The 13,781-nt window shown below is 51.5% G+C and carries 13 protein-coding genes and 1 pseudogene; 4 read left to right on the top strand and 10 right to left on the bottom strand.

The genetic code is table 11. From position 1 onward, the window contains the following. Positions 1-106: 106 nt before the first annotated feature. The 4 genes from AC6I8V_RS25275 to AC6I8V_RS25260 all read left to right on the top strand — a co-directional run bounded on the left by AC6I8V_RS25275 (position 107) and on the right by AC6I8V_RS25260 (position 6,598). Positions 107-1,030, top strand: a complete 924-nt coding sequence (locus tag AC6I8V_RS25275) for an OmpA family protein (protein WP_497846688.1) — start codon at positions 107-109, stop codon at positions 1,028-1,030. A 513-nt stretch (positions 1,031-1,543) separates the two neighbouring features. Then, positions 1,544-3,766, top strand: a complete 2,223-nt coding sequence (locus AC6I8V_RS25270; protein ID WP_497846687.1) for a type I secretion system permease/ATPase — start codon at positions 1,544-1,546, stop codon at positions 3,764-3,766. 128 nt (positions 3,767-3,894) lie between these two features. Beyond that, positions 3,895-5,073 carry an HlyD family type I secretion periplasmic adaptor subunit gene (locus AC6I8V_RS25265; protein WP_497847043.1) on the top strand — a complete coding sequence of 393 codons (1,179 nt, stop codon included), beginning with the start codon at positions 3,895-3,897 and terminating at the stop codon, positions 5,071-5,073. Between the two features lie 4 nt (positions 5,074-5,077). Then, positions 5,078-6,598 carry a TolC family protein gene (locus AC6I8V_RS25260; protein ID WP_497839345.1) on the top strand — a complete coding sequence of 507 codons (1,521 nt, stop codon included), beginning with the start codon at positions 5,078-5,080 and terminating at the stop codon, positions 6,596-6,598. Positions 6,599-6,922: 324 nt separating this feature from the next. Here AC6I8V_RS25260 and AC6I8V_RS25255 read toward each other — a convergent pair. From AC6I8V_RS25255 to tssF, 10 genes and pseudogenes are all read right to left on the bottom strand, one after another. After that, a pseudogene (locus AC6I8V_RS25255) lies at positions 6,923-7,015 on the bottom strand (hypothetical protein); the annotation flags it as partial. Then, on the bottom strand, positions 6,973-7,203 hold the full coding sequence (locus tag AC6I8V_RS25250) for a hypothetical protein (protein ID WP_497846686.1): 231 nt from the start codon (positions 7,201-7,203) through the stop codon (positions 6,973-6,975). The gene AC6I8V_RS25250 and the pseudogene AC6I8V_RS25255, both read right to left, overlap by 43 nt. 17 nt (positions 7,204-7,220) lie before the next feature. Continuing rightward, positions 7,221-8,603 carry a VasL domain-containing protein gene (locus AC6I8V_RS25245; RefSeq protein ID WP_497846685.1) on the bottom strand — a complete coding sequence of 461 codons (1,383 nt, stop codon included), beginning with the start codon at positions 8,601-8,603 and terminating at the stop codon, positions 7,221-7,223. 46 nt (positions 8,604-8,649) lie between these two features. After that, positions 8,650-8,931 carry a GIY-YIG nuclease family protein gene (locus tag AC6I8V_RS25240; protein ID WP_497846684.1) on the bottom strand — a complete coding sequence of 94 codons (282 nt, stop codon included), beginning with the start codon at positions 8,929-8,931 and terminating at the stop codon, positions 8,650-8,652. A 6-nt stretch (positions 8,932-8,937) separates the two neighbouring features. Beyond that, entirely contained in the window at positions 8,938-9,336 is a 399-nt protein-coding gene (locus tag AC6I8V_RS25235) for a YdcA family protein (RefSeq protein WP_497846683.1), read from the bottom strand. 121 nt (positions 9,337-9,457) lie between these two features. Then, a complete protein-coding gene (locus AC6I8V_RS25230) occupies positions 9,458-9,928 on the bottom strand; it encodes a hypothetical protein (protein ID WP_497846682.1) in 471 nt (156 codons plus the stop codon). A gap of 14 nt (positions 9,929-9,942) precedes the next feature. Further along, positions 9,943-10,398 (bottom strand): type VI secretion system baseplate subunit TssE, encoded by a 456-nt coding sequence (tssE, locus tag AC6I8V_RS25225; protein WP_497839351.1) that lies wholly within the window; start codon positions 10,396-10,398, stop codon positions 9,943-9,945. Further along, complete coding sequence (gene tssJ / locus AC6I8V_RS25220) at positions 10,398-10,943, bottom strand: type VI secretion system lipoprotein TssJ (RefSeq protein ID WP_497846681.1); 546 nt, start codon at positions 10,941-10,943, stop codon at positions 10,398-10,400. Before tssJ ends, tssE begins: the two co-directional genes overlap by 1 nt. Continuing rightward, positions 10,921-12,006 (bottom strand): type VI secretion system baseplate subunit TssG, encoded by a 1,086-nt coding sequence (tssG, locus tag AC6I8V_RS25215; RefSeq protein ID WP_497846680.1) that lies wholly within the window; start codon positions 12,004-12,006, stop codon positions 10,921-10,923. The genes tssJ and tssG overlap by 23 nt, the downstream gene beginning before the upstream one ends. Then, positions 11,970-13,724, bottom strand: a complete 1,755-nt coding sequence (gene tssF, locus AC6I8V_RS25210; protein WP_497846679.1) for a type VI secretion system baseplate subunit TssF — start codon at positions 13,722-13,724, stop codon at positions 11,970-11,972. The genes tssG and tssF overlap by 37 nt, the downstream gene beginning before the upstream one ends. Positions 13,725-13,781: the final 57 nt, after the last annotated feature.

Below are 13,781 nucleotides of genomic sequence, written 5' to 3'. Positions count from 1 at the left end.
CCTCTGGTGAGGGACAGGTAAATAAAAGCGCAGCTCTTACGGGCTGCGCTATCGAAAAACTCTTTGCGGGTAAATGGAACCGTACTAGAGAATATGGAGCATTAATATGAAATGTAATCCTACTATGCGTGGCGTGAAGCAGGCATTGGCATGTCTGCTTGGCGGTGCCTTACTGTTATCAACCCAGGCTCAGGCCAAAGGTTTTCTGCTGAATGGCAGCGAAAAGAAGGATCAAAACACATCTGTTGCAAGCTTATATCAGCCCAGCGCGCAGGTGGTGCCTGAGCAGGCACTCATTACCTACTATTATCCGATTTCTGCAAAGGTTAGCTCAGCACCGATAAGTATCTATGTCGATAAAGAGTTTCACACTGCACTACTACCGGGTGAGTTTACGACTTTGTGCGTGGCAGCAGGTCAGCATACACTGGTCGCAGCCGTGCACGACGAGCCATTTTATCGTGAGAAAACCAACGCCACTGCGCACGCGCAGTTTAATGGCGGCACAAGTTACTTCATACGTGCTGAACCAGGACAAAGTCTTATCAGCAAACCTGTATATCGGCAGGACGCGGAAAGGGAACTATCGTCTATGGACCGCAACCATCGTCTGATTAACCGCGCTTCCAGCGTACAGCAATGTCGTTACACTGGTGGTGGCAAGGATGTCACGCTTATTAAAGATTCAGTCCTGTTTCGCTTTGCCGGTAGTAGCTATGAGCAACTCCTGCCTGAATCGAAACGAAAACTGGAGCGGATAATCGAATTCACCCGTCATTCCAATAACATTGGGGGTATTGTTCTTATTGGATTTACTGATGGTATTGGCAACAGTGAAAGTAACCGTCGTCTTTCAGCGGCGCGTGCGGAAACCGTACGCAAAGCTTTAATTGATGCTGGTATTACAGCAGCCATTATTGATACCCAAGGACAGGGCATTGCCCAGAGCGCAAATGGTTGCAGTAAGCAACAGGGCGATGGCTGTAATAAATTGAGTCGTCGTGTTGACATTATGGTGAATAGCCAGTAGTAAAATGATTTCCATATAGTTAATGTTTGTTATGTTGTTGCTCCGCCCAGTTAATTTTTCGGCGGAGCTTTTTTTATTAAAGGTTAATTAATATTTCTATCTTGTTCATGCATCAGTAAATTCATCCGTAAAACCTGATCTCAATCAAATTTAAATATTTCATCTCTAACATAAAATGACAAGCTCACAGGCAGGCAGGCAGGCTTGGTCTTGTGAGTGACACAATTTCTGCCAGAGATGCTCCCTTCTCTAAAATGTTTCTGCCATTGGTTAAAGTATGATGGTGTCTCTAAGAAATTACTTATTTTTTTATTTCATAATTCATTGTTTTTATTGGTTAAAACTTCACCTTCTAAGAAGGTGCCTCATCATTGCTCGCGCATTTAAGAAAACTTAATTTTCTGTGTGATTTCTAATCATAATTAAGTGGATAATAATCCATAACGTCGCGAGTAAAAATAAAATCTATGATATAAATGCAATCCGAATTGTTATTTAAGTAAAAAGAACGTTATGGGTGATATTCAACTCGCGCCAGTGCCACCGCTTATGGCTCTGGACGAAGCAGCTAACAGTGGGATGCAAGATACACTGTTAGCATCTGTCAAATGGCTAACCAGATTCTATGACAAGAATGTTAGTACAGCGGTATTATATTCAGACCTGCCAAGAGAGCGTAGGCTTTCTCCAGAAATGGCCGTTAAAATGCTTGGGCAAACAGGAATATCAGCCGGTTGGGTTAAGCGCGATCTGAAAAATATTTCTGATTATCTGTTTCCAGTTGTCATTGCTAAAAAAGACGATACCTATTGTGTACTGACATCGCGCAATAAAGGGAAAGCAGGTCAGATTACTTACACCATAATCCTGCCAGAGAGCAATACTGAGTGTAAGGTAAGTACTGATGATTTAATGCGTGATTTTACTGGCTATGCATTACTCTCCAGCCGCAGACCGGAAATGAAATCTGGCATAGATACTATCCTGCCGGAGGTTAATCGTGAAGGGCATTGGCTATTCAGTACCTTATGGCGTTACCGCCATTTCTTTTATAGCGCCGCGATCGCCGCGCTACTGGCTAACATTCTGACACTGGCCACCACTTTTTTCACCATGAACGTTTACGATCGCGTGGTACCTAACCAAGCTTACGCGACCCTCTGGTCTTTGGCGATTGGCGTGGCAATAGCGATTATATTTGAGTTTGTGTCTCGCCAGATCCGTGCCTGGCTGATTGATGTTGCTGGTAAAAAAGCTGACCTGGTACTTGGTACAACGCTATTTCGCCAGATGATGTCGGTACGACTGGAGTATAAGCCTCAATCTGCTGGCTCCTTTGCTAACCAGTTACGTGAGTTTGAGTCGGTACGTGACTTTATGACCTCAGCTACGTTAGCAACATTGTCGGATCTTCCGTTCAGTATCCTCTTTTTGCTGATCATTTATTTGATCGGTGGCCCGCTGGCGTGGGTGCCATTTATGGCAATCCCGATCATCCTGATTGTCAGCATTCTGATCCAGCGTCCGCTGTCCCGCTATATGAGCGAGAATATGCGTGAGTCGTCGCTTAAGCACGGTTTGTTGATAGAAAGCATCGAAGGCATTGAAGCGCTAAAAGCTTCTCGCGGTGAAGGTGTCATGCAAAAGCGATGGGAAGACTTCAGTGCGCTTTCTGCTGCTACCTCGATGAAGATCCGTCACCTCTCCAGCCTGACACTCAGCTTTGCCACATTTACTCAACAACTCACCACGGTAACCATCGTGGTGTGGGGAGTCTACTTAATTCATGCCGGGCAACTCACTATGGGTTCGATGGTTGGCGTGGTGATCCTTTCTGGCCGTTTATTGTCACCATTGGCCGCAATGGTAGGTCTGGCGATCCGTTACCAGCAGGCGAAAACTGCTCTGAGATCGCTTAACCAGTTTATGAAAATGCCGACGGACCGCGACCATACGCGCAGCTATCTCCCTTCACCGAGTTTTGAAGGCAACATTCATCTGAAGCAGGTCAATTTTGACTACCCGATTCCCGGAATGGCCAACACAATTAAGGTCATTGATAACCTCTCTTTTCAGATTGGACGTGGTGAGCGTGTAGCGATCATTGGCAATATCGGTAGTGGTAAATCTACCCTTCTCAAACTCATTGCCCGTCTTTATCAGCCAGACAGTGGTCAGATGACTATCGACGGCGTTGATGTATCGCAGATTGATCCGTCCGACTGGCGTACTGCTGTAGGTTACGTGGGACAGGATTGTCGACTCTTTTACGGTTCGCTACGTGAAAACGTAATGATTGGCAACCCTTCGGCCAGTACCTCGCATTTCCTGCGTATATCGAAAATGACCGGTCTTGATCAGATTGCAGCGCACCATCCTATGGGATTCGATATGCCGGTTGGTGAGATGGGACAGCTACTTTCTGGCGGTCAGCGTCAATTGGTGGCTCTGGCGAGATGCATGCTCCTGGAACCCAAAATCATTTTGATGGATGAGCCGACCAGTTCAATGGATGCGCTGACTGAGGCGAAATTTATTGATCAGCTTCAGAAAGCGATCACGGACCAGACGCTGATCATCGTGACGCACCGTTTCTCATTATTAAAACTCGTGAACCGTCTGATGGTTTTGGTTGATGGGCGTATCACGCGTGATGGAGATAAGGATGCAGTTTTCGCGGAACTTCATGCAGCCACCAACGTTGAAAATAGGAAAGATTTGCCTGAACAGGGCTGAAGAGAAAGGTTATGAATGATAAATCGAATGTGCCCGTTCAGGCAGGAGAAGCTAATTCGGGCAATGCGTTGCAAATAGTACCGGCCCAAAAAGCTGGAGGCAGGGCGAATGGAGATGACTTGAAATTCATGCGCGATCTGCAAGGCGCGCTGCTGGTACAGAAAACACCGGTCACCACCGTGGTGCTATGGCTAATCATGGCGATTTTGGTTATTGCCCTGACATGGGCTCATTTCGCCATCGTGGAAGAAATAACTACGGGTGAAGGAAAGGTCATTCCTGCCTCACACGAGCAGGTCATTCAGAGCCTCGAAGGCGGGATCCTCGAAGATCTAAACGTAAAAGAGGGAGACGTAGTGGAAAAGGGTCAGGTGTTGCTCAACATCGATCCTACCCGCTCCAATGCCAGCTATCAGGAAGCGCTTTCTCGTGTTCAAGGGCTTGAAGGTACCGTGGCCCGCCTGCGTTCTGAAGCTTATAGCACCCCACTTGACTTCCCTGATGAGATTAAAAACATCAATTCGATCATCCATGATGAAACACAGGCTTGGATATCGCGACAGAAAACCCTGAATGAATCCGTTGATGCGCTAAAACATAGCCTGGAGTTGTCCGAGGGTGAAGTAAAGCTGTCCGAGCCTCTGGCGCGGCAGGGGCTGATCTCCGATGTAGAAATACTGCGGCTCAAACGTCAGGCAAACGAATTCAGGCTGCAGATTGCCGATCGCACTAACCGCTTTCGGTCTGACGCTAACAGCGATTTAACCAAGGCAGAAAGTGAGCTGGCCCAGGCAAGGCAGATCCTAGCCGGGCGAAAGGACGTGATGCAGCGCACCACAATTGTGGCGCCGCTGCGCGGTACGATTAATAACATCAAAGTGACGACTCGCGGTGGTGTTATCCAGGAAGGTGCGGAGATTATGACGCTAATACCCCTGGAGGATCGGTTATTGGTGGAAGCAAAAATTAAACCCTCAGATGTTGCGTTTCTCCGTCCTGGCATGCCAGCGACGGTAAAAATCACAGCTTATGATTATGCGATTTATGGTGGGCTGAACGGACAGGTTGAGCATATCAGTCCGGATACGATTTACGATGAAGAGCGTGCTCGCACAGGTCGGGGCGATCCTAATTACTACCGCGTATACATACGTACCGACACTGCAGCCCTCCACGTAAAGGATAAGCAGTTTCCAATTATTCCCGGCATGGTTGCGACTGTAGAGATTCGCACCGGTGAAAAATCAATTTTGTCTTACTTGTTGAAGCCAGTACTGAAGGCTCGCGAAGCATTCAGGGAGCGTTAATTTTATGCATAAGAAGTTTGTTTTACAGGCAGTCACATTGTTACTGCCCTTAGCGTTGGTATCAGGTGTTCAGGCTGCCAGTAATAATTTATCCGGCGCCACATCAGGAACACGAATGCTGACTATAGCGCCTGCGCCACGAAGCGAAACCATCGGAGAGTCGATCGGTACTGATATAGACACACCTCAGACGGTGGGGACTCCGACGGCAGACATGAAAGATATCCCGCCGAGGCGAAATAGTGCACCGGAGAGCGTTATGGACAGCGCGAAGTTGCACACATGGTTTCAGAAAATGGTGGGTATTGCATTAAATTACAGCCCGGAGATACGTGGTGCATTGTCCGATATGGATGCCTCTGGCTGGGATGTGAAGCAGGTCGAAGGTAAACGCCTGCCTCAGATCACCGTGGGAAGTAACGCCCCATTCGGTTCTTTCGGTAGCGGAACCAGTACGCGTTATAACAATTCCATGAGCGATACCAGTGTTTCCGTTTCCGTCAACACAACGGTATTCGACTGGGGAAAAATCAGCGCCGACCTGGAAGGAGCCAAACAAACGTTGAGTGCGTCAGAGTTTCTGATTAAAGAGACGCGCGAGCAGGTGGCTTCCAACACCATGACGGAGTTGCTAAACCTGAGCCGGTATAGAGAAAGCCTGCGGGCCGCCAAAGCTTATGTGGTGCGCATGCAGGAACTGGTTACGATGTTGTCTGGTATCGCGAAAGTGGATACAGGGCGTGCAAGTGAACTGGTACAGGCCCGAGCGCGGCTGCTCTCAGCACAGGCACAAGAGAAGCAGTTGCAACATCAGTATGACAATACGCGCATCAAGCTGATACGTCTTATGGGTATCGAGCCTGAATCCCCTCCAGCTGTGCGCTGGACTGCTGATTTTATACCTCTTAATACCGCCCTTAGCGCCCTGTCCCACCACCCAACATTACTGCGCAACGAGGCACAAGTGCGTGCAGCCGATGCTGAGGCTGAGTCTATTAAAGCGGCTGGTTTGCCGCAGTTGAATTGGGTTGTTCAGAAAAGCACCGCGAGGGATGAGTATGGCGATGAAAATGCCTGGTTTACAGGTCTGAACGTTCAATGGAACGCCTTTAGTGGCGGCTCTGAACGCGCGGCCCGGCAGGCTGCACTGGCCAAAGTTCGTTCCGCACAAGAGAAAAACCAGACTTCGCGCTATGAGCTGGAGTATCAAATTCGCAATATGGTGGAGACTCGCGACTCCTCCCTGCTGCGTGCGGAAAATTACGTTCTGCTGAGCAAAGAAACCGATCGTGTACGCGATATGTTTTACCGTCAATGGTATCACCTGGGGACACGTACCCTACTCGATGTATTGACCGCTGAAAGCGACCACTTTAACAACCAGATTTCAGCTATCAACAACCGCTACGATGCATATAATAGTAATGTTTCAGTTATGTACAATGCAGCGATCTTGCTCAACTGGTTGGCTAAACCCGCAGGGGATTTTCCAAAAAATAATAGGAGCAGAGGGATACAGAGTTAAGCAAAGAAGCTATTGGCCATGAAGTGGGCGGAAAAGTCTTGGATGGCTCACCTGTATTAGCTCAGACCAGATCTGACAGTTACCGGTTATTTTTCTCGATCTTTCAACCTGAAAGCCGCCCCATCGGGCTGATTCAGTCCCATCCGCTCACTCCAGACTCAGGGTAAAAGGCGGTCTTCATCAGGCTGCCAGAACCGGGTCTCCGTCAGCCTCATTTTTCCGGCCTGGACAAAAATGGCCTCCCGGGTACGAACCGGCAGTAACGCTTTTATTTTATTAATCCCTTTACTGTAGTGCCAGCATCAACACCTATTCCATTTCAGTTCAGGGTCTGTTTTTCCACGTTCCAGGGCCAAGCTGGACGACTGCCGCCCTCACCGCACTGACGCTTCTGCCCAGTCTGGCGGCAATTTCTTTTGTTGGCAGATTTCCGTAATGTTTTTCCAGAAAGGCCTTCTCTTCACGGCTCCAACAGCTGCGACCGGTGATCTCTGCCCGGAAGGCCTGCCGGAAGATAGCTGACCATAGCGTTGTTCCACAAACGTATTTTTGGCGACCGTCCACTGTGCCTGGTGATTCCGCTGACGCTGCGTTTTATCCTCCATGTCAGAACTCCCTGGTATTAGTCACGTTGCTTTTCCTGCGCCAGTGTTGAGATTTGAGCCCGGAGGCCTTGCTCGATCTGCCGGACCTGCTGCTGACGCTGCAGTGAGTCTTCAGGGAGCAGCTTCAGTTGCCGAAGCTGTTCTTCCAGCGGGACGGTTTGCCGGAAGCTTGTCAGCATGCCAAAGACCTGCGATTTAAGTTCACTGACGGTGATATATTTCCCTTTCTGGCCGTCAAGCGCATCCAGTTTATCGGCAAGTGCCTGAAGCTGTGTCATACCTTCATGCCAGCCGTTCATTGTATCGACAGGAAGTACTGAGACATTAATCTGTTGCCGCCACTGTTGTATCAGGGGCTCAGCTTGTTCCGGCCACAACGCCTGAATCTGTTCAATGAGTTTTCTGCCGTATGTAATATCCCAGTCAGGAGGCAACTTATCCAGTCGGGCAAGCTGCTGCTGTGTCTGTGCGATAAGGTCCTGCAATAACGGAGTCTGCTGACGCAACATCCCCAGCTGTTCAGACGTGAGAGGTGCAGGGAACGGAGCCAGTGAAGCAGCAAGCTGGTTCTGTAGAGGGTCTGGCCGGTGAAGAAAATGCCAGCTCCACACTGCGACGATACTTATTACCAGCATGGTACACATCCCGGCGGCGAAGGATTTCCATTTTTTTACCGGAGTGGGCACAGCTGCCAGCACTTCCACGTTCGGCTGCTGTTCCGGTTGCGCGACATATACCCACTTCACTGCACTGCCTGGAACCTGGAAATCTTCACTCGGACCACCAGCAAGGTCTCGCGTTGATGCTGTCGCATCATTCATCACGGAGGCAGGCAACACGATATCTGGCTGAACGTTCGACCCGGAGCTTGTTATGACATCGCTGCTTTCCAGCCTGACAGCACGATTGTGCATCAGAGTACGCAACGTATCGAGCTGGCTCAGATGCTTAAGCTCCAGATGCTGCAATACCTGCCCCATAGCAGTAAGCAGCTGCTCTGCCCGATTCAACTGACTGAGGTCACTGTAATTCAGCGGGAGTGAACGCATTTGTTGCTTCAGGCGTTGACTCAGACTGCTGAGGATTTCCATGCGGGCATGGACTGGCTGAGGCCACAGCGCCCCCCACTGATGACTTATCAGTGCCGCGAGTATTGTCAGCCCTTCATTGAGCCCGAATAAGCCGGCCAGTTGCGTACGCGCAAGTGTATACCAGGCTGCCGTTTGCAATTCCACTCCGTTCTGCTCAAACAGTGAGAGACAAAGTTTTTCGACATACTGCCAGCTCACATCCGGGCGAGCCGGATGTGTCAGCTTACTCAGTTCATCACGCAGGGCAGCATAATCCGGCAGCATGCGTGGGTCGCCGCCGGTTTTTTTACGTGTGGGGATGTCATTCATGACCAGTTGTCCATTTGACGTACCAGGAGCTATTAAAGGTTATTGTTTATGCGGCTTCGCTTTCTGCATATTCGAGACTCTGCAGATACTGTAGCGCCACCGGGTCAGCAATATATTCAACCTGTCCGTGGTGACGCTCCACCTCCTCGATAATTCTGCTGAGCTCGACCCGGAAAAACTCCTTACGCAGGTTAATTCGGTTAATCCGGTAGCTTTCCAGATGGTCATGCAGCGTCTTTTCAAGCGCAGTGGCGTCAATTAATGCTCTTACCGCGACATAAATACCCCGGGCAATTACGCCAATAATAAGGCAGGGAATCTGTGCCATATCCGATTAATACTGGTTCCCTGAGCAAATCGGTAAATGGGTATATCCGGGCTTGCTGGCCATATAGAGGGGAGCGCATGTTGGCTGTCGGGGTTGTGTGCTGACCGGTTCGTCATTTTCTGTCACGCGTTGCTGAGTCTGCTTTTCCGCAGTTGTCATCTTTTTCGTCTGCGTTTTTCGGGTGGATGTGGACGGTTTTACCCGATTGCCGGCTTCTGAGGAACCATAGCCGGAACAGAATCGTTTCGACTGACTCAGACTCCCGTCATTACAGACAAAGCGTCCATCCGATGTGCAGTGCGCTATACCGCCTTTTGAGCCTGAACAGGGTTGCCTTCCACGCGCAGCATCAGCTTGTGCCGTAAAAAGAATTCCTGAGACCAGAAGGAAGATTAATTTTCTCATTTCCATATCCGTGAATTATTTCGTTATATTGGGACTCTGTTTCCCGTCAGCTATTGACTGTTTTACCTGGTAAATACGCAGTAACTAACAGGCAAACAAACTATTACTCATTCCGGTTCCGCTATGGAAGGAGCGCTAAAATCAGGGAAAAAAACGAACTCTCATCAAAACCCTGCCTTGGGGAGGATAAAGCACCAGGGGGAGTAAAGGTCCAGTTGTTCACCGTTCCTGACCGCATAAATAATCGCCCCAGAGGCGTCACGAGTCCTCCATTATGGAAGGCCACCTCCACGCACCCGGTCACACCCTGACCATACAGGAATACAGGCACAAATTTCACAGACCGCTCGTCGATACGCAGAACGAGGGTGGCTATATCAAATGCTCCCCCCTTAACCAGCAGGTCAGTAACAGAGACGGTAAACGTCTCCACGTGCAGTCCGGTACCCTCCAGCCACGCGTCCATCTGCTCCTGAAGTTGCATTATTCGCAGACAAAACTCTGCAATATCGGCCTGAGTTTTGCTGGTAAACGAGACCGGAGCGGGTTGTCTGGCCTGCAGTTTTTTAAGGAACTTTGATTTGACTGACATGCTGTTATCTGGCCTTACAAACGGGTTGTGGTGTCGAGATACTGTTGTTGCTTCAGGTGCCTCAGCATCACTCGTCCCTCGGGCATAAACTCGGTGCCGTAACGCACGAGGCCAATGCCTTTCAGCTCAGCATCAATGGCGTAACTCAATTGACCCGGGACACTCTGCTCCAGCAGGACAACGGCTATTTTTCTCAGGCGTGGCTCATATTTGAGCAGAACAGCCGACAGGGTGCCCATCAGCTCATGGGCAGTACCGGGCATGCCCTGTAGGATTGTGGTCATATCGGGCAGGCCATAGTCCGGCAAATGCGCCAGCGTACCGGCGCGGCAGTTGAGGATGCGTTGCATGTTATCGAGCACGGACAAAATCACCTGGTTCTGCTCACTGACCTGACGGAGGCTCAGGCCACCGGAGAAGTTCCCGCTCAGCATTTCATACAACGATGGCGTGTTATGTCCCTGTGGCATCAGTTGTCCTTTAGCGGTTGCAGCGTCAGATGATTGCTACCGGCTTCCAGAATGCGGGGTTTATCCGGATCGAGATCTTCACGTTTGAGAACCTGCTTCCAGGTGTTGTTGATCATATCCGGATGGCGGAACAACCCGACCACTGCGACAAACCGCGCGTCTTCTTCCATGGGCATATTAAGATTTGCATCCCCGCCAGGTTTCACCACGACGTCCCGGGTCGCCAGCAGGTCGGCTTTCAGGAGCGTGTCACCGTCCTTGAGGAGCTGCTGATAGACCGTTTTGTCGAATGCTTTGCGGTCTTTCAACTGGTAGACACGGACCACCACCGGCTCGGAGAGTGAGTTACTCTCGCGCGCATCGGTGTTCAGTGCTTCACGCGCCGTGAAATCCAGATGGAGCACTTTAATTTTCTTGTAAAACACGGCGGTATAGACCGATTTGGTGCCATCTGCGACGCCCTGCGCCACCCCACAGCCCGTCAGGCTGAACGCCAGCAGTGCAGGTAGCCAGCACGCGGGTTTAATCAAACTTGTACGTAACACGTCGGTTTCCTCGTTGTGGTGTTGCGGGCTGCAGGCCGGTGTAATAGCCCAGTTCCGTCGTAAAGGTCTGCGGGATATCGTCCGGGAGGTCTTCGTCTTCCGCGCCCAGCACGCCATTCATCCCCAGCCAGAAAGGACCTTCGCCGAGCGGCGGCGCGGCAAGCAGACGGATCCGGGTGGTCAGGGTGATTTTTGCCTTAAAGCGCCAGCCCAGATACACCCGCAGCATTACCAGAAAGTCCTGACACAGCAGGCCATCCGGTTTCCAGCCCTGTGATTCCAGCTCGTTTTCGGTGGACAGGGCAATCAGCAGCTGGCTGTTGGCATCCATCGCCTCATCGCCAAGCGGTGTGTTACCGTCGAGGCGAAAATCGTCATCACCATAAAAGCCCAGTGGCTGACTGACCTCTACCGGCCGCAGGCAATACGGGCTCACCTGCACCGTCGTGTCAGGTGCCAGCAGGCTCACCAAGGCCTGCATCCCCTCCTGGGTTTTACCTGGCTGTTGCAGTACGCCCAGCAGTGACAGAAAACGGGATACCGGGGTGGCGATGTGCTCTGCAGTGCCCGGAATGCCCAGCCCCACCAGACCCAGCAACGACTGCGAAATGCTGTCGGTGCCGCCGGGCTCAAACGTGGCCGGGTACGAGTATTTACGCCAGATGCGATAAAACTGCGTCAGAATGCGGTGGCTGAAGATATCCAGAAAGCCCTGAAGCGCCTCGTGCCCTTCGCGACGCTGGGTGATGTCATCCAGGTAGGCCGTTGGTAAGGGGGAATCGACACCGTACATCCCCATAAAAGTCGTGCGGATGAGCGGTGGCTTGCTGTCATCATCCTCGCCATATTCGACAGCCTTCAGTTCACTGGCAGGGAAACCCATCCCCGGATGCGGCACAAACCGCACCGGGTCATCCGCCGGATGGCTGGTCGACCCCATCAGCGGCCGGCCCGGATTACGTTTTTCCAACAGCTGGCATAAACGGTAAAAGTTGATGCGGTGAAGGTCGGCTTCCAGCCGCGGGGTCAGCCGGGAATGCGGCGGTTGTGCTTCTCTTCCCATTCCAGGCGCTCTCCGGTCGGTTGCAGAATGATAATCAGGCGGTTAAACAGATAGATATCGGTGTAGAGCGCGAAGAAGCGACTCAGCATCTCGCCAAACAGGCAGATATCGCCACGCCCCGCAAAGCCGTGACTGTCCAGCGTCACCTCAATCTGCACACCGCGTACCAGATAGCCCTGCTCGAAACGCTCGGTTTCGCTGTGCTTAACGTCAATGATGGCTTCCAGGCGACGTCGGTTCATCTCGCTGTCGGTCCATTCGTACAACGCCAGGGTGCCACGCAGTACGTCGGCATTATCCATCATCGACAGGAATCCGCTGCCGAGGTGACTCAGCACACGCCAGTGGAAACGATCCTGCGCCGGTGGATAACAGGGGAGTGTCGGCGCACACAGGTTACGCACGGCGATACTGGCCGAGGTGGTTTTCATCACCGTATCGAGCACTGTGCTCTGCAGTGCACGTCGTGGCAGCTGGCCGTTGGTGCCGGTGAGCGTCAGTGACAGGCTTTCGTCTTCCGGCACCGTGTGGCTATCAAAGGCTTCACCGCCGAGGATAAGCCAGGTGTTATGCAGGCCCGATGGGCCACGGCGCACGCGGGTGTGGTAGTAATATTCCGGGGCTTCATGGCGCATCATTCCGCCTTTGTGGCGGAAGCTTGAGAATGGCACGTAGGTATGCTGGCTCGATGACATCACCGAATCCACCGCGTATATTTCTGTATGGCCATCCTGAACGCGCATCGGGCGCAGCATGTATTCTGTTTGCAGAGAATTGAGCGTTAGCGGGTCAGATTCCAGCGGGAACAGGTTAATCACCGGTACACAGTTCAGGCGCAGATGCTTTTCGGTAAAGCTGAAGTCATGCTCCCAGCGTTCCGCCAGTACCACATCGATTTCAAACCATGGGAGCTCAGCCGGAAAGACCACGGTCTCCAGCCCACGCAGACCCGTGAACATGAATTTCTCACGGAAGGTGAAGTACTCCAGCAGCAGCTGATAGCCGCTAAAGCTGCTGCTGCCCTTCGGCCACAGGTCATCGTCATCGCCAAATCCGAGCGCGGTGAAATACCCGTCAAGCGGTCTTCTGTCCATTTCACCCGGCATTCGCAACCAGAAACGCGCCGTGTTCATGGTAAAGGCCTCATGCATGGCACAGGCCAGCGGTGCATCAGCGTTGAAGTAGAACGGAATCTGGCTGAGATCGACATGACTCCAGTCGGCAAGATGGCTGCAGTTAAACCGCAGGCTGATGACCGAACGTCCGTCAGGGGCAGTCGACAGGCGGGCGTGCTCCAGCGACAACGGCTGAAGGGTAATCTCTTTGGTTGTGGTGTACCGACAACGCGTGCCCTTCTCACCGATCGGCCGCGAGTTCACCTCGAAACCTTTGACGATGCGCATCTGCTCTTTCATCTCACGCCAGTCAGGGGTGAATTCCACCACCGACATTGACGGAATGGTACGCAGGTAATGCGGCCACAGCAGGCTGACCAGCCCTTCGGTCAGTTCAGGCAGGTCGTCATCGAGCTTTTCACGCAGCCTGCCCATCAGGAAGGCAAAACCTTCGAACAGGCGTTCCACGTACGGGTCGCGCGCCCCCGCTTTATCGAGGTTGAGCATTGCCGCCTGCTCGGGGTGAGCACGGGCAAACTCTTCACCAGCTTCCAGCAGATAGCGCATTTCAGCGTCATAATAACGCAGGGTTAAATCATCCATATTTATTCTGCTTAGTAAATTGCTGCGTGTTAAACACTGAAGCAGACTCCGGGAGTC

It is taken from the genome of Pantoea sp. X-Soil-TKNS-1207 (genome assembly GCF_059730485.1).
This window is presented reverse-complemented; position numbering and strand designations above follow the sequence as displayed.

What these genes read in the sequence shown, in the direction of transcription:
- AC6I8V_RS25260 (WP_497839345.1), top strand. Translation starts at nt 5,078, where the DNA reads ATGCATAAGAAGTTTGTTTTACAGGCAGTCACATTGTTACTGCCCTTA.
- tssE (WP_497839351.1), bottom strand. Translation starts at nt 10,398, where the DNA reads ATGCCACAGGGACATAACACGCCATCGTTGTATGAAATGCTGAGCGGG.
- AC6I8V_RS25270 (WP_497846687.1), top strand. Translation starts at nt 1,544, where the DNA reads ATGGGTGATATTCAACTCGCGCCAGTGCCACCGCTTATGGCTCTGGAC.
- tssF (WP_497846679.1), bottom strand. Translation starts at nt 13,724, where the DNA reads ATGGATGATTTAACCCTGCGTTATTATGACGCTGAAATGCGCTATCTG.
- AC6I8V_RS25265 (WP_497847043.1), top strand. Translation starts at nt 3,895, where the DNA reads ATGCGCGATCTGCAAGGCGCGCTGCTGGTACAGAAAACACCGGTCACC.
- AC6I8V_RS25235 (WP_497846683.1), bottom strand. Translation starts at nt 9,336, where the DNA reads ATGAGAAAATTAATCTTCCTTCTGGTCTCAGGAATTCTTTTTACGGCA.
- AC6I8V_RS25240 (WP_497846684.1), bottom strand. Translation starts at nt 8,931, where the DNA reads ATGGCACAGATTCCCTGCCTTATTATTGGCGTAATTGCCCGGGGTATT.
- AC6I8V_RS25230 (WP_497846682.1), bottom strand. Translation starts at nt 9,928, where the DNA reads ATGTCAGTCAAATCAAAGTTCCTTAAAAAACTGCAGGCCAGACAACCC.
- tssG (WP_497846680.1), bottom strand. Translation starts at nt 12,006, where the DNA reads ATGGGAAGAGAAGCACAACCGCCGCATTCCCGGCTGACCCCGCGGCTG.
- AC6I8V_RS25250 (WP_497846686.1), bottom strand. Translation starts at nt 7,203, where the DNA reads ATGGAGGATAAAACGCAGCGTCAGCGGAATCACCAGGCACAGTGGACG.
- AC6I8V_RS25245 (WP_497846685.1), bottom strand. Translation starts at nt 8,603, where the DNA reads ATGAATGACATCCCCACACGTAAAAAAACCGGCGGCGACCCACGCATG.
- AC6I8V_RS25275 (WP_497846688.1), top strand. Translation starts at nt 107, where the DNA reads ATGAAATGTAATCCTACTATGCGTGGCGTGAAGCAGGCATTGGCATGT.